This is a genomic window from Microbispora sp. H10836, assembly GCF_012999525.1.
In the GTDB taxonomy this organism is placed as follows: domain Bacteria; phylum Actinomycetota; class Actinomycetes; order Streptosporangiales; family Streptosporangiaceae; genus Microbispora.
Genome location: NZ_JABBWU010000006.1, coordinates 224,933 through 245,177 on the forward strand (window position 1 = coordinate 224,933; position 20,245 = coordinate 245,177).

The window sequence follows — 20,245 nt, forward strand, 5'->3', positions numbered from 1 at the left end:
GCGTTCCCACTCATGCGTCCGAAATGGGGGTACCGGCGCGAGCGGCAATGGGTTCCGTGCCGCGCCAGGCACCAGGCAGGAAGCTCACCGGCGGTGATTCCGCCGCCGGGTCGTTGGCCGCCCGCGTCTTCGCATCGATTCGCCGGCGTACCGGGGCGCAGAGCGCACAAAGGAATGCCATGTTCTTAATGCAAATTTCAACCGAGGTGCCGGCCTCGTGACCCGGACCGGCCTCTCACCGGCCAAACAGGCGCTGCTGGCGCAGCGGCTCAGGGCCGGGAAAGCCGCGAGGGTCACCGTGCCGCCGCGGCCGGTCGGCACCCACCCGCCGCTTTCGCACGCGCAGGAGCGCCTGTGGTTCCTGGAGCAGTACGCCCCGGGCACCACCGCCTACACCGTCGCCTTCGCCGTCCGGCTGGACGGCGGCGAGATCGGCGACGCGGCCCTGGAGCGCGCCCTCGTCGAGGTGGCCAGACGCCACGAGAGCCTGCGCACCCGGTTCGTCACCACCGACGACGGGACGCCGGAGATCGTCCTGGACGACGAGCCCCTGGTGGAGCTGCGGCTGGTCGAGCTGCGGCTGTCCGACGACGCCGCCACCGCGCGGGAGGCCGTGCAGGAGGAGCTGGCCCGGCCGTTCGACCTGGCGACCGGCCCGCTGCTGCGGCTGCTCCTGGTCCGGCTCGGCGCCCGCGAGCACGTGCTGCTCCTGACCATGCACCACGCCGTCACCGACGGCTGGTCGTGCGACATCGTGATGGAGGAGCTGCTCGCCCTGCACGAGGCGTACCGGACCGGGACCGACTCCGGTCTCGCCGACCCGCCCGTGCAGTACGGCGACTACGCGCTGTGGGAGCGCGGACGGACCCACGAGGACGACATCCGCTACTGGCGGGAGCGGCTGGCCGGCCTGCCACCGCTGGAGCTGCCGACCGACCTGCCCCGCCCGCCGGAGCAGGGATCGGCGGGCGACGCCCACAACCTCGTGCTGGACCGCGAGCTGGTAGACGCGCTCACGGAGCTGGGCGGGGCGAACGGCGCGACGCTGTACATGACGCTGCTCGCCGCCTTCCAGGTGCTCCTCGGGCGCTACTCCGGTCAGGACGACTTCGCGGTCGGGTCGCCCGTCTCGGGGCGCGACCTGCCGGAGCTGGAGCGGGTGGTCGGGCTCTTCATCAACTCGCTGCCGATGCGGGCCGACCTGTCCGGCGACCCGACCTTCACCGAGCTGCTCGGCCGGGTGCGCGAGACGGCGCTGGACGCCTACACGCACCAGGAGCTGCCCTTCGACCGGCTGGTCGGCGAGCTCGGCGTCGAGCGCGACGTGAGCAGGTCGCCGGTGTTCCAGGTGATGTTCGCGCTGCAGAACTACCGGTCGGCCCCGCTGCGGACCCAGGGCCTGACCATGTCGGCGTACCCGTTCGACGTGACCGCCAGCCGGTTCGACCTCGCGCTGTACCTGATGGACCAGGGCGACGGCCTGGTGGGGAACATCACCTACCGCACCGAGCTGTTCCGGCCGGCCACGATCGCGCGCCTGGCGGAGTGCTTCGAGAACCTGCTCAGGTCGATCGCCGCCGACCCCCACGCGCGGGTGTCGGACCTCGAACTGCTCCCGGCGGCCGAGCGCGACCGCGTGCTCGGGTTCGCGGGAGCGGCGCCCGAGGCCGAGGCGCCCGCCGCGGACGCGTTCGGCGGGGCGTCGGCGCCGCACGAGGTCATCGCCGCGCAGGCGGCCCGCACCCCGTCCGCGACCGCCGTCGTCAGCGGGGACGACGCCCTCACGTACGCCGAGCTGGACGCCGCGGCCGACCGGCTCGCCCGGCGGCTGCGCGGGCTCGGCGTGCGGCGCGACGACCGCGTGGCGATCTGCCTGGAGCAGTCCACCGGGCTCGCGGTCGCGGTGCTCGGCGTGCTCAAGGCGGGCGCGGCCTACCTGCCGCTCGACCCGGAGCACCCGCGCGGCCGGCTCGAGTACGTGCTGGCCGACGCCGGGGCGTCGATCGTCGTGACCAGCCCGGACCTGCACGACCGGCTGCCGGACGAGATCACCGCCGTGCACCTTGACCACGACACGGACCACGCCACGGACGACGACGCGCCGGAGCCCGGCGACCCCTGGGAACCCGCGACGCCGGGCGACCTCGCGTACGTGATCTACACCTCCGGCACCACCGGGCGGCCCAAGGGCGTCGCGGTGCAGCACCACGAGGTGATGGTCTACCTCGCCGGGGTGCGCGAACGGCTCGGAGTGGAGCCGGGCTCGTCCTTCGCCCTGCTCCAGTCACTCGCCTTCGACTTCGGCGTCACGGTCTTCTACCTGTGCCTGATGACCGGCGGGACCCTGCACCTGGTGCCCTCGCGCACCGCCGGTCCCGAGCTGGCGGAGATCTTCCGGCGCACCGGGATCGACTACCTCAAGATCACGCCGTCGCACCTCGCCGCTCTGCTCGCGGACGCCGGACCCGACGACCTGCTGCCCAGGAAGCTGCTGCTGCTGGGCGGGGAGGCGGCCCCGCGCGGCTGGGCCGCCGAGCTCGCGGCGCTGGGCCGCTGCCGGGTCGTCAACCACTACGGGCCGACCGAGGCCACTGTGGGCGTGACCACCTACGACGTCGCGCGGCTGCCCGCCCCCGACGGCCCGGCCGAGGCGAGCGTGAGCCTGCCGATCGGCTCGCCGCTGCCCCGGGCGCGGGCGTACGTGCTGGACGAGCGGTTGCGGCCGGTGCCCGCCGGGGTGCCGGGGGAGATCTACCTCGGCGGCGAGCGGCTGGCCCGCGGCTACCTGAACCGTCCCGGCCTGACCGCCGACCGGTTCGTCCCCGACCCGTACGGCCCGCCCGGGTCGCGCATGTACCGCACGGGGGACCTCGGCCGGTGGTCCGGCTCCGGCGACCTGGAGTTCCTCGGCCGCCGCGACCTGCAGGTGAAGATCCGCGGCTACCGGGTCGAGCTCGGCGAGGTCGAGTCGGTGCTGGCCGACCATCCGGACGTCGCCCAGGCCGTGGTCGAGCCGCGCGGCGAGCAGCTCGTCGCCTACCTCGTCCCCGCCCCCGCCGCCGGGAACGCCGGGAACGCCGGGAACGCCGGGAACGCCGCGGACGGCGCACGACCGGAGACCGCGGAGGTCCGCGCGTGGCTGGCCGACCGGCTGCCCGCGTACATGGTCCCCTCGCGGTACGCCTGGCTCGACGAGCTGCCGCTCAAGTCGCACGGCAAGGTGGACCGCTCGCGGCTGCCCGAGCCGGAGGCCGACGTGGCGGCGGCCGAGTACGTCGCCCCGGCGCCCGGCGCCGAGGAGGACGTGGCACGCGTCTGGGCGGAGGTGCTGGAAGTCGAGCGCGTGGGGGCGCTCGACGACTTCTTCGCCCTGGGCGGCCACTCGCTGCTGGCGATGCGGGTCATCGCCCGGCTGCGCAAGGCGCATCCGGACCGGCAGATCACGGTGCTCGACGTCTTCAAGCACCGCACCGTCCGCGAGCTGGCCCGGCTGCTCACGGCCGAGGGGGACGTACCGCGCTCGCTGCTGCACCGGCTCACCCCCGCCGGGCCGGCCACCACCACCCTGGTGTGCGTGCCGTACGGCGGGGGCAGCGCGGTCGTCTACCAGCCGCTCGCGGACGCGCTGCCGGACGACTGGGCGCTCTACTCGGTCGCCGTGCCCGGTCACGAGCTGGGCGAACAGGCCCGGCCGTTCGACGAGGTCGTCGTCGACTGCGTGGCCGAGATCTCCGAGATCATGGACAGGAACGGCGGCTCGCTGGTGCTGTACGGCCACTGCGGCCTCGGCGTCATGCTGTCCGCCGAGATCGCCCGGAGGCTGGAGGCGGACGGCCGCACCGTGGACGCGCTGTACCTCGGCGGCGTGTTCCCCTTCGCCCGCCCGGGTCGCGGCCTGAACTGGCTCGGGACCTTCTTCGACCGCCTCACCAGCGACCAGCAGCGGGTCAACGCCCTGACCGCGGCCGGGCTCGACGTGGAGGACCTCGGCCGGGAGCAGGTCAAACTCATCGTGCGCAACCGCCGTGAAGGCACCCGCGCCGCCGAGCGGTACTTCACGCGGATCTTCGAGGAGGGCGGCGGTCCGGCGCTGCGCGCGCCGGTGATCTCCGTGGTCGGCGAACGCGACCCGGCGGCCGAGTTCTACCAGGAACGTTACAAGGAGTGGCACTGCCTGTCGGATGACGCGGCGTGCGTCGTCCTCGACGAGGCCGGGCACTTCTTCCTGCGGTACCGCAGGGACGAGCTGGCCGAGATCGTCACCGGCACCCACGCCGCCGTCGCCTCCGGGCGTACGGAGGGGATGGAACGGGACGAGGCCCGCACCTGGTGGCTGCAGGGCGTCTCGAGCCGGTCCGCCGAGACCGGAACCGAAACCGGAACCGGGGCGAGCACGGCCCAGGACGGGCAGGACGGCCAGGACGGCCCGGACGGCGCCGCGGGCACACAGGTGCGCGTCGGCCCGCCGCCCAGCATGCGGCGCTTCCTCCTCGTCGCGGCCGGCCAGCTCGTCTCGATCACCGGCTCCGCGCTGACCGAGTTCGCCATCCCGCTGTGGATCTACCTCACCACCGGCTCGCTCGCCCGGTTCGCGCTGTTCTCCGTGCTCGGGCTGCTGCCCGGCATGCTCGTCGCCCCGCTGGCCGGCGCCATCGTCGACCGGTTCGACCGGCGCAAGGTCATGATCGCCGGAGACGCGGCCGCCGGCGGCACCCAGCTCATGCTGGGACTGCTGCTGTGGACCGGAAACCTAGAGGTCTGGCACATCTATCCGCTGCTGGTCTGCCTGTCCGTCGCGCTCACCTTCCAACGGCTGGCGTACACCTCGGCGATCCCGCAGCTCGTGCCGAAACGGTTCCTCGGGCACGCCAACGGCGTCGTCCAGATGGCCACCGGCACCGCGCAGCTCATCGTGCCGCTGATCGCGGTCGGGCTGATGGCGACGATCGGGCTGGAGGGCATCCTCATCATCGACGTGGTCAGCTACGTCGTCGCCACGCTCACCATCGTGCTGATCCGCTTCCCGGCGACGATGGCCTGGAAGCGGCGGGAGAGCGTGCTCGCCGAGATGCTGGGCGGCATCCGCCACTCCTGGGGCAACCGGGGCTTCCGCGCGATGCTGTTCTACTTCGCGGTGCTGAACATCTTCCTGTCCCCGCTGTTCATGATGATCTCGCCGCTGGTGCTGTCGTTCGCGTCGCTGGCCGAGGTCGGCCGGGTGTCGTTCGCGGGCGGGCTCGGCGCCTTCCTCGGCGGTCTGGCGATGGCGGCCTGGGGCGGCCCGCGGCGCCGGCGGTTGTACGGCGTGCTGCTGTCCACGCTCGCCCTGTCGGTGTTCTGCCTGCTGACCGGGCTGTACCAGGACCTGTTCCTCATCGCCGTCGGCGCGTTCGGCATGTCGCTGTGCCTCACCCTGCTGAACGGCGTCTACGCCACGATCATCCAGGTCAAGGTGCCGCAGCGGTTCCACGGCCGCGTCATCGCGCTGAACACGCTGGTCGCCTGGTCCACGCTGCCCATCGGGTTCGGCCTGGTCGCGCCGTACGGCGCGCAGGTCTTCGAGCCGCTGCTCGCCCCGGACGGGCCGCTCGCCGGCACCGTGGGCGTGGTGCTCGGCACCGGCCCGGGCCGCGGGATCGGCTTCATGTACGCCTGCTTCGCGCTGGCGATCGCCGTCATCGCACTGGTCGGCATGCGGGTGCGGGTGCTGCGCCGGTTCGACGCCGACGTGCCCGACGCCCTGCCCGACGACGTCGTCGGCTATCAGGCCCTGACCGAACGCGTCGCGGCCGCCCGTAAGGACACACGGACAGGCACACGGGCAGGCACACGGGCGGACACACGGGCGGACACGGGGACGGGCACACGGGCGGACACAGGGATGGGCACACGGGCGGCTCGCGAACCCGAGAAGGAGCACGCATGACGGGGGCGACGAGGACGCGGGGCGTGCCCGCGCTCACCCTGCCGGAGCTGCTGCGGCTGCGCGCGGGGCAGGAGCCGGACGGCGTGGCGATGATCGTGGAGGGGCACGGGACGCTCACCTTCGCGGAGTGGGAGCGCAGGTCGGCGGTGCTCGCCGCCGGGCTGACGGGCCGCGGGGTCATCCCGGGCGACCGGGTGGCGCTGCACTTCGGCAGCCGCGACTGGATCGACTTCGCCGTGGCGTTCTTCGGGGTGCTGAAGGCGGGCGCGGTGGCCGTGCCGATGTCGGACCGGCTGGCGCCGGCCGAGCTGCGATACATGATCGAGCACTGCTCGGCGACGGCGGTGCTGCTCGGCCGGGACCTCGCGGCGCCGGCTGGAGAGCCGTGGACCGCGACCCCGGCGGAGCTGGAAGCCGGCCTCGGGCCGGACCCGGCGCCGGAAGGGCCGCGGGTGCGGCCCGGGGACCTGGCGCAGATCCTCTACACCTCCGGCACGACCGGGCGGCCCAAGGGGGTCGGTGCGAGCCACGCCAACCTGGCCTACGGGTGCGTCACGCAGCCCAAGCACCGCAGGTTCGCCCACTCGCGGCACCTGCTGCACGCCTTCCCGATCGGCACCAACGCCGGCCAGACCATGCTGGTCAACGCGCTGGACGCCCGCCCGGCCGTGCTGACCCCGGCGAGGTTCACGCCCGGCCGGTTCGCCCGGCTGATCGAGACCTACCGCCCCGGCACGGTGTTCCTGGTGCCCTCCATGGCGATCGAGCTGCTCGACGCCGGGCTGCACGAGCGGCACGACATGTCCAGCGTGGTGCTGCTGGGGTCGGCGGCGGCCGCGCTTCCTCCCGCCGTGTCGGAACGTCTGTCGGCGGCCTTCCCGAACGCGACCGTGACGAACTACTACACGTCCACCGAGGCCGCCCCCGCTCAGACGATCATGATTTACGACCGTACGCGGCCGGCCGCGCTGGGCCGGCCCGCGTTCGGCGGCTCGCTGCGCATCACCGACGAGGAGGGCACCCCGCTCCCGCCCGGGGAGACGGGCGAGGTGTGGATGCGCTCGCCCACCGCCACCCGGTCCTACTACGGCGACGCCGAGGCCAGCGCCAGGTCGTTCCGCGACGGCTGGGTGCGCATGGGCGACGTCGGATACGTGGACGCCGACGGCTACCTCTACCTGGTCGACCGGGAGAGCGACGTGGTCAAGACCGGGGCGTTCAAGGTGTCCACCCTCCAGGTGGAGGCCGCGCTGCACGAGCACCCGCTGGTCGCCGAGGCGGCCGTGTTCGGGCTCCCGCACCCGGTGCTGGGCTCCGTGCTGGGCGCCGCGGTGGTGCCCAGGTCGCCGGGGCTCGTCGCGAGTGAGGTGCGCTCCTTCCTGATGGACCGGCTGGCCTGGCACGAGCTCCCCGAACGGGTCCTCGTGGTCGACAGCCTGCCCAGGAACCAGTCAGGAAAGGTCATCAAGAAGGAGCTGCCCGCGCTGCTGGGCGACTCCGTGATCAGCACGGAAGGCGAATGAGATGTCACCGACGCTCGTAGACGAGGGGGAGCAGGCGTCCCTCGCTCAGCACGGCATGTGGATAACGGAGCAGATGGGCTGCGGGGGCCGCGTGTACCACATGCCGCTGGCCATCCGGGTCGACGGCCCCGTGGACGTGGACCGGCTGCTGGCCGCCTGCCACGACGTGATCCGCGCGCATCCCCAGCTGGGCGCGGCCCTGACCGAGCGGGACGGCGTGCTGCGCCGGGTGCCGGCCGCCGTGCCGCCGCCCGTCGGGTTCGAGGACGCCTCCGGCCGTGAGCCCCGCGAACTGGCCGAGCGCGAGGCGTCCCTCGCCCTGGACCTGCGGACCGGGCCGACGGCCCGGTTCACGGTCTTCCGGCTCGCGCCGGAGCGGCACCTGCTCGTCGTCGTCGCCCATCACGCCGTCTTCGATGGCATGTCGAAGGACATCCTGGTGCGGGGTCTGGCCCGCGCCTACGCCGGGCTGCCGACGCCGGCCCTTACTACGACCTACGGCGAGGCCGTCGAGCGGGAGAACGCCCGGGTGGCCGAGTTGCTCGGCGACGCCGCCGAGTTCTGGCGCGGCCGCTGGCGGGACCGGCAGGACCTGCGTCTCCCCGGGCTGTCCGGGGTCTCGACCCGCGCCGCGGCCGGCGAGGCCGTCGACTTCGCGCTTCCCGCCGACCTCGCCGTCGCCGCGGACAAGATGGGCGTCACCCGGTTCGAGCTGGTGCTCGCCGCGGTGCACACCCTGCTCGCGGCGTACGGCAACGAGGGCACGGCGGTGGCCGTCGACCTGTCGACCAGGACCGAGGAGACGCGGGGCCACATCGGCCCCTTCGTGAACGAGCTGCCGGTGGCGGCCCCGGCCCCGGGCGGGACGTTCGCCGATTTCGCCCGGTCCCTGCGTGAGGAGTTGCGGGCCGTCTACCGGTTCCGGCAGGTGCCGCTCGCGCGTGCCGTCGGCGGCGTGAGCCCCCGCACCGCGCTGACGCCGGTGTCGGTCAGCTACCGCAGGCGTGACGGAGGCGCGCCGGAGTTCCCCGGCCTGGAGGCGTCGGTGGACTGGATGTCCTTCAACGGCGCGGTGCGCGGCACGCTGCACCTCCAGGTGGTGGACGCGCCGGACGGCGCCGCCGCCCGGCTGCAGTTCAACCCGCTCGTCCTGAGCCGCTCCGGCTGCGAGACCGTCGCCGGGCACCTGCTCTCCCTGCTGCGTGCGGTGGCCGCCGCACCCGACGCCGACCTGGCCGGCCTGCCGCTGCCGTCCCCGGTGGCCGACGGCGCGGTCGAGCAGTCCTTCGCCCGGACCGGGGAGGAGCCGGCCTCGGCCGGAGCGACCGGCGAGGCGGACGCGGGGCCGTTCCTGGCGGAGGTGGGGGAGATCTGGCGCGAGGTGCTCGGCATGCCGGAGATCGGCCTGGACGAGGACCTTTTCGACCTCGGCGGGCACTCGCTGTCGATCACCCAGATCATCGCGAAGGTGCGCGAGCGGATGGACGTGGAGCTGTCCTTCGACGTGTTCTTCGACGAGCCGACGATCACCGGGATCGCGGCTGAGGTCGCCCGCCTGCGGGAGGAGGCATGCTGAGGGAGCGCGTGGCCGAGCTGGTGTCGAAGGCGAGCGGCGGCGACCTGGCCGCCGCCGACATCCTGGCGGCGGACTGCAGCCTGCCCGCGCTCGGCCTCACCTCGATCGCCTACCTCCGGCTGATCGACCTGCTGGAGACCGAGTTCGACTGCGACGTCGACCTGGACGGCGGCCACCTCAACACGCTCGACGGCCTGGTCGAGCACATCGCGGGGCAGCGGAAGTGACCGCGGGTCCGCCGGCGGTGGAGGCCCCCGGCCTCACGGCGCTGCCGCCGCGCACCGTGGAGTTCCGCGGCGCCCGGGACGGGCAGGCCGCGCTGACCTGGGGCCAGCAGGGGATCTGGCGCTCCACCCAGTGGCTGGACGACGGCGACCCCTACTTCAACCTGCCCTGGACCCTGCCGGTGACCGGCGCGGCCGACGTGGACGCCGTGCTGCGCGCCGTGGGCCGCCTCGTCGAGCGGCACGAGACGCTGCGCACGGCGTTCGTCCGGGACGGGGAGAGCACCAGCCAGCGGGTGAGCCGGGAGGGCCGGCTCACGGTCGGCGTGTACGAGGCGGCGGCCAAGCCGATGAGCGCGGCCAAGGCGCTGGCCGCCGAGCTGGCCGCGACCGGGTTCGACTACGCGGCCGAGCTGCCGATCCGGTGCGCGGTCGTCTGCCAGCGGGGCCGGCCGCGCGCGCTCGCGCTCGCGCTGTCCCATCTCGCGCTCGACGGCTGGTCGCTGAACACGGTGGCCGCGGAATGGCCGCGGCTGGTCGCCGGGGAGGACCTGCCCGGCCCGGACTGGCAGCCGCTCGACCAGGCGGCCTTCGAGCGGTCGGACCCGCCGCCCGGGGGCCAGGCGCTGCGGCACTGGCGGACCGGCCTGACATCCGCGCCGCGTTCGATGTTCGACTTTCCGGCGCGGGAACCCGAGGAGCCGCGCTTCGTCCGGCACGGGATGGACTCGCCGGCGGCGGCCGTCGCCGCCGAGGCGCTCGCCGCCCGGCACGGCGTGACGACCTCCAGCGTGCTCACGGTCGCCAGTGCCGCCCTGCTCGGCGCCGTGACCGGGCATCGTACGGCTGCGCTGCAGCTCATCGTGTCGAACCGGCACCACCCGGGGATGGAGGCGATGGCCGGGCCCGCCGCCCAGGACGGGCTGTGCGTCATCGACCTCGGGGACGGCACGTTCGCCGGCGCGCTGCGGCACGGACATCGCAGGACCATGGCGACGTACCGGAACGGGCACTACGACCCCGCGCTCGTGCTGGCCGCGTGGGAGGCCGAGGCGTGGCGGCGCGGCGCCGACATCGACCTGGACGCGTTCTTCAACGACGTCAGGCAGGCGGGCCGCTGGCAGGGCCTGCCGCAGGTCGATCCGGGAGACGCCGCGGCGCTCGCCACACTCCGGGGCAGGACCAGGACGTTCTTCGTCGGCGCCTACCCCGCGGTCAAGGCGAGGATCTTCTTCGCCACCGGTCCCGCCCCGTCCACCTGCGAGTTCTACGTGCTGGTGGACACGGCCTTCCTGCCCGGAGACGTCGCCGAGCGGATGCTCACCGGCCTGGAGGAGCTGCTGGTCCGGGCCGTCTCGGAGGAGGTGCTGCTGGACCAGGTCGCGAAGATCGCGGGCCTGGACCCGGTGCCGCGCCCCGCCGGATGGACGGCGATCGGCCACGACTGGGTGAGCCTGCCGGAGACCGAGGCGCTGCTGCGCCGGGTGTGCGGGACCGGCGTGGCCGCGGTCGCGCTGGAGGACGGCGACGACGGGGCGCCCCTGCTGACCGGGTACCTCGTCGCGCGCCCCGGGCTGGACACGCCCGAGGCCGTCCACACCGCCTTCATGCGCGCCGCGACCGGCCGGACCGACGTGCTCGCCCCTCACCACTACGTCCTGTGCGCGGCGCCCCCGGCCGATTCCACCGGCTGGCCCGGCTGTCCCCGCCTGGCCGAGGGCGGGGGCCGGGAGCCGTCCCCCTCAACGAACCCCTGGGAAAGATGACATGACCGATTCTCCGATGCTCGTGGTCGTCAACGACGAGGAGCAGTTCTCCGTATGGTGGAGCGACCGCGAGCCGCCCGCCGGGTGGCGGCCCACCGGCTTCGCGGGCACCCGCCAGGAATGCCTGGACCACATCGAGACGGTGTGGACCGACATGCGGCCGCTGAGCGTACGCGACCTGGGCAGATGACCGCCGCCGAGCGCCGCGCCGCGCTGATCGAGAAGCTGGCCGGCCTGCCCCCCGAGCGCCGGGCGGCGCTGCTGCGCTCCCTCGGGGGCGCGCCCCGGGACACCGGCGGGCAGGAGTGGCCGCTGTCGCCCGGGCAGGAGCGCCTGTGGTTCCTCAGCCGCTTCGACCCGGCCGACACCACCTACAACACGCCCTGGTGCATGCGGCTGCGCGGGCCGCTCGACGTGGGCGCGCTGTCCGCCGCGTTCACCCGGATCGTGGAGCGGCACGAGGTGCTGCGGACCCGCTTCCGGCTGCGCGGGGACGCCCCCGTGCAGGTCGTGCTGCCGCCCGGACCGGTGCCGCTGGAGAAGATCGTGTTCTCCGGGGAGGCGGACCTCGAACGGGCGTTGAAGGAGTTCGTCGACCGCCCGTTCGACCTGGAGAACGCGCCTCCCCTGCGGGCCGGCCTGGCCGGGCTGGGGGTGGGCGACGCGGTCGTGTGCATCGTCCTGCACCACATCGTGATGGACGGCTGGTCGCTCGACGTGCTCCTGCGTGAGCTCACGGAGTGCTACGCCGCCGCACGCGAGGGACGTGAGCCCGAACTGCCGGAGCTGCCCACGCAGTACCCCCGCTTCGCGGTGCAGGAGAGACAGCGGGACCACACTGAGGGCGTGGAGTTCTGGGCGCGCCGCCTGGCCGGCGCCCCGGCGCTGGACCTTCCGGCCGACCACCCCCGGCCGTCCCGGTGGTCCGGGCGCGGCGGACGCGAGCAGCTGCTGCTGCCGCCGGAGGTGATCACGCCGCTGGAGAAGGTGGCCAGGAAGCGGCGCTGCACGTCGTTCATGGCCCTGATCGCCGCCTACCAGGCGACCCTCGCCCTGGCGTCGGGCCAGACCGACTTCTGCGTCGGCGTGCCGGTGGCCGGCCGGAGCCGCAGCGAGCTCGCGCCGTTGATCGGCTACTTCGGCAACACGATGGTGGTGCGCGCCGACCTGTCCGGCGATCCGTCGTTCCACGAGCTGCTGGACCGCGTGCGGGAGACGACCTTGGCCGGGATGCGGCACGCGGAGGTGCCGTACGAGCACGTCCTGGCCGCGCTGCGCGTCCCCCGCGACATCAGCAGGCCGCCGCTGTGCCAGGTCATGTTCAACCTGCACAACCTGCCCAAGGAAGATCTGCTGGGGACCCGGTTCGCCGACCTCGACCGGGAGATCCACGTGGTCCCGCCCAGCCACACCAAGTCCGAGGTCTCGATGGACCTGTGGCGGGGACCGGAGGGGCTGGGCGGCGTCCTCGACTACAGCAGCGACCTGTTCACGCCCGCGACCGCGCGCCGCCTCATCGGCGGTTTCGCCGAGGTCGTACGGCGGGCCGGGGCCGACCCCGACATCCCGCTGTCCGCGCTGAGCGGCCCGTTCGCGAGCGTGTTCTCGAAGTGAAAGGTGCATGGAAGTGAGTGACGCGGTGAGCGGCCTGACGGCGCCTCCGGGTGCCGGGCGGCCGGGGACGGGAACGGACGCCGCGACGGCGCTCGCGCTGATCCGCCGGTGGCGTGACACGAGCCCCGACGCGGTCGCGGTGAGCGGCGCCGTGGGCCTGCTGACCTACCGGGAGCTGCACGACAGGGTCGACCGGCTCGCGGCACTGCTGCGCGCCCGCGGAGTCGGCCCGGAGGTTCCGGTGGGGCTGTGCCTGGAGCGCTGCCCCGGCATTGTCGTCGCCCTGCTCGCCGTGTGGCGGGCCGGCGGCGCCTACGTGCCGCTCGACCCGGGATTCCCGGAGGACCGGCTCCGGTTCATGCGCGAGGACGCGGGCATCCGGCTGGTCCTGGCTGGCCAGGGCGTCGAGTCCCGGCTGCTCGACGGCGTCGAGGACGTCGTCGAGCTGGCGTGGGACGGCGTTCCCGTCTCCGCCGGCGTTTCCGTCTCCGCCGGGGTGCCCGGCGACGTGCCGGCCGACGGCCCGGTGGGGGACCTGGCCTACCTCATGTACACCTCCGGTTCCACCGGCAGGCCCAAGGGGGTCGCCGTGCCGCACGGCGCGGTGGTCCACCTGCTGGAGTCCTTCGCCTCCCTGCTGGAGCTCACCCCGCGCGACGCCTGGCTGGCGGTCACCACGCTGTCGTTCGACATCTCGGTGCTCGAACTCCTCCTGCCGCTGGCCTGCGGGGCGCGGGTCGTGGTCGCCTCCGGGCACGAGACGGCGGACGGCCGGGCCCTGCGGTCGCGCGCAGTGACCGAGGCCGTCACGATCATGCAGGCGACCCCGGCGAGCTGGCGCATCCTGCTCGAATCCGGCGGCGTGCCCGAGAACGTCGCGACCCGGCTCTGCGGGGGCGAGGCACTGCCCCGCGACCTCGCCGACGCCCTCCTCGGCGGCGGCGCCCGGCTCTGGAACGTGTACGGCCCGACCGAGACGACGGTCTGGTCGACGGCCGGGCGGGTGGCCCCGTCTCCTGGCCCTGTGGACCTGGGCGAGCCCATCGGCGACACGACGGTGCACATCCTCGGCCCCGACGGGCGTCCGGTGCCGCCCGGCGAGGCCGGCGAGCTGCACATCGGCGGCTCCGGCCTGGCCAGGGGATACCGCGGCATGCCGGGCCAGACGGCCGCCAGGTTCCTGCCCGACCCGTTCTCCGTAACGCCGGGCGCCCGCCTGTACGCCACGGGCGACCTGGCCGCGATCGAGGACGGCAGGCTCCGCTACCTGGGCCGGGCCGACCAGCAGGTGAAGGTGCGCGGCTTCCGCATCGAGCTCGGTGAGATCGAGAGCGTGCTGCGCGCCGCGCCCGAGGTGGCCGACGCCGCCGTCGGCGTCTGCGACGGCCCCGACGGGCTGCCGCGCCTGGTCGCCTACGTCGTGCGCGCGGCCGGGGAGCCCGAGGGGGCCGACCTGTGGCCGTCCCTGCGGGACCGGCTGCGCCGCAGCGTGCCCGAGTACATGGTGCCCGCGCACCTCGTGGTGCTGGACGCCCTGCCGCTCACCCCCAACGGCAAGCTCGACCGCAAGGCCCTGCCCGTGCCCGAGTGGACCCGGGCCCGCAGCCGGCCGTACCGGCCTGCGGCCACGCCGCTGGAGGAGGACCTCGCGGCGATGTGGGGCGAGGTGCTGGGCATCGCGGAGCCGGTGGGCGTCGACGACGACTTCTTCGAGCTGGGCGGGCACTCGCTGACCGCCACCCAGATCATCGCCAGGATCCAGGCGCGCTTCGCGACCAACGTGCCGATCGTGGTGCTGTTCGAGAACCCGACCGTGGCCGGCCTGGCGGCGGCGATGGACCGGCTCGACGACGACGACCTGGATCTCGCCGACATCGCCGCGCTCCGCGACGAGCTCGACGGCCTCAGCGCCGAGGACCTGGCGGCCGTGCTCGACGAGATGGCGTCCGAATCATGAGGGCGCCCCTGTCGCCGGGCCAGGAACGGCTGTGGCTCCTGCAGAAGCTGAGCCCCCACGACGCCTCGTACACCATGTACCTCGTCCACCGGCTGCGCGGGCCCCTCGATCCGGACGCCCTCGATTGGGCGTTCGCCGACCTCGCGGCCCGGCACGAGGGCCTGCGCACCCGGTTCGAGGAGGAGGACGGCGTCCCCTGGGCGGTCGCCGAGCCGGCGGGGGCGCCGGGATCCCTCCCGCCGGTCGAACGGATCCAGGCCGATGACGAGGAGCACGCCCGGCGGCTCGTCGCCGAGCGGGTGAACGCGCCGTTCGACCTCGCGGAGGGCGTGCCACTGCGCGTCGCCCTCATCGCGATCGGGCCGCTGGACCACGTCCTGTGCGTCACGATGCACCACATCATCGGCGACGGCTGGTCGCTGGGGATCCTCCTGGACGACCTGGCGGAGTACTACACCGCGCGCCTGCACGGCCGCGCGCCGAACCTGGCGCCGCTGCCGGTGCAGCCGTCCGACTACGCCCGCTGGCAGCGCCGCCGCGCCGAGCGCGCGGTGCCGTACTGGCAGGAGCGGCTGGCCGATCCGCCGCCGCCCGACCTCCCGTGCGGCATCGGCAGCGAGAGCCCCGGGGGCGCCGGCGACGATGATCGCGTGGCGTACCAGTTCGTCCGAGCCGGCCGGAAGGTCGCCGACGAGCTGGACCGGCTCGCCCGTGAGCACAGGACCACGCTGTTCACCGTGCTCATGACGGCCTACCAGGTGCTCCTGCACCGGCACACCGGCCACACCGACGTCCTCGTCGGCACGGCCGTCGCCGGACGCGACCGGGTCGAGCTGGAGTCGATGATCGGCTACCTCTCGCAGACCGTCGTGCTGCGCGGCGACCTGGACGGGGACCCGTCGTTCGTCGAACTGCTGGGGCGTATCAGGCAGGAGGCGCTGACGGCGATGAGCCGCCCGTCGGTGCCGTTCGAGCGGATCGGGCATCCCGTCGAGGCGCTGATGCCGACCATGTTCATCCTGCACACGCAGGCCGGGGGACCCACCCGGCCGTTCGGCGACCTGTCCGTCGGTGCCTTCCCCCACGGATACCGCCAGGTCAAGCTCGGCCTGTACGTCGAGGCATGGCTGGAGGACGGCGAGCTCGCCATGTCGTTCGGCCACGACGGGTCCAGCGGCTCCCCGCACGAGGCGGAGGCCGTCCGCCGGCTCGCCGACCGCTTCGTGCTCCTGCTCGAGTCGGTCGCGGCCGAGTCGCGTCGCCGGATCTCCGAGCTGCGCGTGTGGACCGCCGACGACGAGGCCGACATGAGGTCCATGGCCGGGGACGGCGCCGGCACCCCCGGACCGGCGGTCCCCGAGATGATCGCGGAGACCGTCCGGCGCACGCCCGCCGCCGTCGCGGTGGCCTGCGGGGAGACCGAGGTCACCTACGCGGAACTGGACCGGCGGGCGGCACGGCTCGCCGCGGTGCTGCGGGAGCGGGGCGTGCGCCCCGGCGACGTGGTCGGCGTCTGCCTGCCCCGTTCGGTCGAGGCGATCACCGCCCTGCTCGCGGTCTGGCGGGCGGGCGCGGCCTACCTGCCGTTCGAGCCGGACGAGCCGGAGGAGAGGCTGGCCTTCGCGCTCGCGGACGCCGGGGCGACGCGTGTGATCACGAACCGGGCGCTGCCCGCCGGGTTCACCGCCGTCGACCCGCTGGCCGATGAGGACGGGGCGGCATCCGGCGAGCCGGGACGGACGCGCCCGGGCGACGTGGCCTACGTGATCTTCACCTCCGGCTCCACCGGCCGGCCCAAGGGCGTCGCCGTCGAGCACCGCGCCATCGCGGCCCGGATCCGGTGGATGCGCGAGGAGTACGGCCTGGCGCCCGGCGACCGCGTCGTCCAGTTCGCGTCGCTGAGCTTCGACACCCACCTCGAAGAGGTCTTTCCCGCGCTCGCCGCGGGGGCGACCCTGGTGCTGCTGCCCGGCGGGGCGGCGACGCTGCCCGACCTGCTGGCCGCCCCGGGCGGGGAACGGGTCACGGTGCTCGATCTGCCCACGGCGTACTGGCACCACCTGGTCGAGGAGATCGACCAGATCGCCTGGCCGCCCGCGCTCCGTCTGGTCGTCATCGGCGGCGAGCAGGCGTCCGGCGGCGCGGTGGCGCGCTGGCGCGGCCGGTTCGGCGACGGCGTCCGCCTGATGAACACCTACGGCCCGACCGAGGCCGCGGTCATCGCGACCGCGGCCGACCTCGGCGCGACGCCGTACGGCAGGCCGCCCATCGGCAGGCCGATCGGCGCGACGACGGTCCACCTGCTCGACGCCGCCGGGGCGCCGGTTCCGAAGGGCGCGATCGGCGAGCTGGTCATCGGCGGTGCCGGGGTGGCACGCGGCTACCTGCGCCGCCCGGCGCTCACGGCCGCCGCGTTCGTCCCCGACCCGCTGGGACAGCCCGGGTCGCGGAGATACCGCACCGGGGACCGGGCACGCTGGAACCAGGGCGGCGCGCTGGAGTTCCTCGGACGGATCGACGGGCAGCTCAAGGTCCGCGGCTTCCGGATCGAGCCGGGCGAGGTCGAGGCGCGGCTGCTCGACCATCCGGGCGTCGGCCAGGCGTTCGTGACGGTCCACGCCGAGGAACTGGTGGCGTACGTGACCGGAACCGCGACGGGGGAGGAGCTCGCCGCGCACCTCGCGCGGACCCTGCCGCGCCATCTCGTCCCGGCCGCGTGGGTCGTGCTCGACTCCCTGCCGCTGACCAGCCGTGGCAAGGTGGACCGTACGGCGTTGCCCGCGCCGGTCCGGGCGTCGTCGGCCGGGCACGTCCCGCCGGACTCGGACGCGGAGCTCCTGGTGGCCGAGATCTGGGCGGAACTGCTCGGCGTCGCCTCCATCGGCGTGAACGACGACTTCTTCACCCTGGGCGGGCACTCGCTGCTCGCGACGAGGATCGCGGCCAGGCTGCGCCGGGCGACCGGGGTGGAGGTCCCGGTGCGGACGATCTTCGAACGGCGCACCGTGGCCGAGCTGGCGGTCGCGCTGGAGGACCTGCTGGTGGCCGAGCTGGAGGACATGTCGGAGGAGGAGGCCGAGCGCCTGCTCTCGTCGGCCGGCGGCTGATCCCGTTCCGCCGAAACACGGGCCGCCGAAACACGGCCCGCCGCAACGCGAGACCGCCGCGCACCCTCGGGTGCGCGGCGGTCTCGTCGTATGCGTGGCCTCGTGTCAGGCGGAGGCGCGGATCACCAGATGGGTGTCGAGGATGACGACCGGCTGCTCCAGCGGCTCGCCGTTGATCCGGGCGATCAGGAGCTGGACCATCTGCCGGCCCATGGCCTCGGTCGGCTGGTGCACGCTCGTCAGCTGCGGATCGGTGTGCAGCGCCACTTTGGAATCCTCGAAGCCGATCACCGCGACGTCGTCGGGCACCACCATGCCCTGGTCCTTCAGCACGCGCAGCGCCCCGAGCGCCATCGGATCGGAGGCCGTGAACACGGCGTCCAGATCGGGATGGCGGGCGAGCAGTTCGCGCATGGCGGCCGAGCCGCTCTCCTCGGAGAAGTCGCCGTACGCCACGCGCTCGCTCATGCCGGTGGCGAGCAGCGCGTCGCGGTATCCGGCGAGACGGTCGACACCCACGCCCATGTCCTGCGGACCGGCGATGGTGGCGATCTTCGTCCGGCCCTTGGAGAGCAGGTACTTGACCGCCTGCCGGGCGCCGGCCCGGTTGTCCATGTCGACGAAGCTGTAGGGGTTGAGCCCGACGGGACGGCCACCGAGCACGGTCGGCACGCCCATCTCCTCCAGCCGCCCCGGCAGCGGGTCGGCGCCGTGCACCGAGGTGAGCAGCACGCCGTCGACGTGCTGTCCGGTCAGGTAGTGCTCCAGCCGGTCGTGCTCGGCACGGTTCTGCGCCATCGTGAGGATGAGCTGAAGGCCGGTCTCCGACAGCGCCGAGCCGATACCGCGGATCAGCCCGGCGAAGTACGGCTCGTCGAAGACGCGCTGCTCCGACTCCGACACCACCAGCGCGATGGTGTCGGTCCGGTTGGTCACGAGGGTGCGCGCCGCCCGGTTGGGCACGTAGCCGAGCTCCTGGATCGCCAGTAACACCGCGTCGCGGGCCCGGTCGCTCACCTTCGGCGAGCCGTTGATGACCCGCGACACGGTGCCGCGGCCGACTCCGGCGCGCGCGGCGACCGCTTCCAGAGTCGGCCGGCCTCCGGAACGGCGGTCCCCGTTCATTTATACTGCCCCCTTATCGCGTCTGCGCTTATTGTGCCCGACTCAGCAGTCCGCCGTGTCTGATGGTGTCGGCATACCACAAAGCGCTCGATTTCATGGTGCGGGCCTGGGTCTCGTAGTCGACGTAGACGAGGCCGAAACGCTTGCCGTACCCCCACGCCCACTCGAAGTTGTCCATGAGCGACCAGGCGAAGTAGCCCTGGAGCGGGATGCCCGACTCGATGGCCGTGTGGCAGATCCGCAGGTGGGCATCGATGTAGGACACCCGCTCGGGGTCGTGCACGGTGCCGTCCTCGCCGATCGCGTCGTCGTAGGCCGCGCCGTTCTCCGAGATGTAGAGCGGGACGCGCGGGTACTCGTCGGCGATACGCCGCAGCATCTCGTACAGGCCGCTGCCGTCGACCTCCCAGCCCATGGAGGTGACCGGGCGGCCGCCGTTGACGAAGCCGACGTGCTCGCTGCCGATCCACGGCGAGCCGCTGTCCGTCGGCGCGGCGGCGGCCGAGGCGGCGCCGCCCGGCGCGCCCGACACGGTGAAGCGGCTGTAGTAGTTGATCAGCAGCATGTCGAGCGGCGCGGCGATCGTGGCCAGGTCGCCGTCCCGGATGAACTCCATGTCGGACAGGTGGCTGAGGTCGGCCAGCACGTCCTCGGGGTAGGCGCCCTTGAGCAGCGCGTCCAGGAAGAACCGGTTCTGCAGCCCGTCGATGCGGCGGGCGGCGTCCTGGTCGGCCTCGCTGCCCGTGGCGGGCGTGACCGGGTAGACGTTGACGCACCCGCCGATCTGCGAGTCGGCGTTCTGCGCCCGCATCGCCTGGACCGCCAGGCCGTGCGCGAGGTTGAGGTGGTGCGCGGCGCGCAGCGCGGCGGCCGGCTCACGCCGCCCCGGGGCGTGCTCGCCGGAGGCGTAGCCGAGGAACGCCGAGCACCAGGGCTCGTTCACCGTGCTCCAGTGCCTGACCCGGTCGCCGAGCTCGGCGTGCACGGTAGCGGCGAAGTCGGCGAAGCGCTTCGACGTGTCGCGCGAAGGCCACCCGCCGGCTTCTTCCAGAGCCTGGGGGAGGTCCCAGTGGTAGAGCGTCAGCCACGGGTCGATGCCGTAGCTGAGCAGCTCGTCCACGAGCCTCTTGTAGAAGTCGAGGCCCTTGGCGTTGTACGCGCCCGAGCCGTCGGGCTGGATCCGCGGCCAGGAGACGGAGAACCGGTAGGCGGTGAGGCCGAGGTCCGCCATGAGCTTGACGTCGTCGCGGTACCGGTTGTAGTGGTCGATCGCGGTCTCGGCGTTGTCGCCGCCCACGATCCGCCCGTCCTGGCTGCAGAAGGTGTCCCAGATGGAGCGGCCCCGCCCGTCCGCGGTGAGCGCGCCCTCGATCTGGTACGCGGAGGTGGCGGCGCCCCAGACGAACCCGGTGGGGAACATCAGGCTG

At 73.6% G+C, this 20,245-nt stretch carries 11 protein-coding genes; 9 read left to right on the top strand and 2 right to left on the bottom strand.

Translation table 11 applies throughout. From position 1 onward, the window contains the following. Window positions 1–217 precede the first annotated feature (217 nt). The 9 genes from HHX30_RS14185 to HHX30_RS14225 are packed head-to-tail and all read left to right on the top strand — an operon-like array spanning window position 218 to window position 17,693. On the top strand, window positions 218–5,926 hold the full coding sequence (locus tag HHX30_RS14185) for a non-ribosomal peptide synthetase/MFS transporter (protein WP_169982384.1): 5,709 nt from the start codon (window positions 218–220) through the stop codon (window positions 5,924–5,926). Next, the gene (locus HHX30_RS14190; protein WP_169982385.1) at window positions 5,923–7,449 is read left to right on the top strand and encodes a class I adenylate-forming enzyme family protein; all 1,527 of its coding nucleotides are present in this window, start codon (window positions 5,923–5,925) and stop codon (window positions 7,447–7,449) included. Before HHX30_RS14185 ends, HHX30_RS14190 begins: the two co-directional genes overlap by 4 nt. 1 nt (window position 7,450) lies before the next feature. Continuing rightward, complete coding sequence (locus tag HHX30_RS14195; protein ID WP_169982386.1) at window positions 7,451–9,025, top strand: condensation domain-containing protein; 1,575 nt, start codon at window positions 7,451–7,453, stop codon at window positions 9,023–9,025. Further along, window positions 9,019–9,252, top strand: coding sequence for a phosphopantetheine-binding protein (locus HHX30_RS14200; RefSeq protein ID WP_169982387.1), 234 nt, complete (start codon window positions 9,019–9,021; stop codon window positions 9,250–9,252). Before HHX30_RS14195 ends, HHX30_RS14200 begins: the two co-directional genes overlap by 7 nt. Beyond that, window positions 9,249–11,015: a condensation domain-containing protein gene (locus tag HHX30_RS14205; RefSeq protein ID WP_169982388.1), complete on the top strand. Its 1,767-nt coding sequence runs from the start codon at window positions 9,249–9,251 to the stop codon at window positions 11,013–11,015. The genes HHX30_RS14200 and HHX30_RS14205 overlap by 4 nt, the downstream gene beginning before the upstream one ends. Window position 11,016: 1 nt before the next feature. Further along, complete coding sequence (locus tag HHX30_RS14210; RefSeq protein WP_169982389.1) at window positions 11,017–11,205, top strand: MbtH family NRPS accessory protein; 189 nt, start codon at window positions 11,017–11,019, stop codon at window positions 11,203–11,205. Next, entirely contained in the window at window positions 11,202–12,629 is a 1,428-nt protein-coding gene (locus HHX30_RS14215) for a condensation domain-containing protein (RefSeq protein WP_169982390.1), read from the top strand. The genes HHX30_RS14210 and HHX30_RS14215 overlap by 4 nt, the downstream gene beginning before the upstream one ends. 13 nt (window positions 12,630–12,642) lie before the next feature. Next, window positions 12,643–14,586, top strand: coding sequence for a non-ribosomal peptide synthetase (locus HHX30_RS14220; protein ID WP_169982391.1), 1,944 nt, complete (start codon window positions 12,643–12,645; stop codon window positions 14,584–14,586). After that, window positions 14,583–17,693: a non-ribosomal peptide synthetase gene (locus HHX30_RS14225; protein ID WP_169982392.1), complete on the top strand. Its 3,111-nt coding sequence runs from the start codon at window positions 14,583–14,585 to the stop codon at window positions 17,691–17,693. Before HHX30_RS14220 ends, HHX30_RS14225 begins: the two co-directional genes overlap by 4 nt. 105 nt (window positions 17,694–17,798) lie before the next feature. Here HHX30_RS14225 and HHX30_RS14230 read toward each other — a convergent pair whose 3' ends face one another. Together HHX30_RS14230 and HHX30_RS14235 are read right to left on the bottom strand one after the other, a co-directional pair. Next, complete coding sequence (locus HHX30_RS14230; protein ID WP_169982393.1) at window positions 17,799–18,818, bottom strand: LacI family DNA-binding transcriptional regulator; 1,020 nt, start codon at window positions 18,816–18,818, stop codon at window positions 17,799–17,801. 28 nt (window positions 18,819–18,846) lie between these two features. After that, window positions 18,847–20,238: a GH1 family beta-glucosidase gene (locus HHX30_RS14235; RefSeq protein ID WP_169982490.1), complete on the bottom strand. Its 1,392-nt coding sequence runs from the start codon at window positions 20,236–20,238 to the stop codon at window positions 18,847–18,849. Window positions 20,239–20,245: the final 7 nt, after the last annotated feature.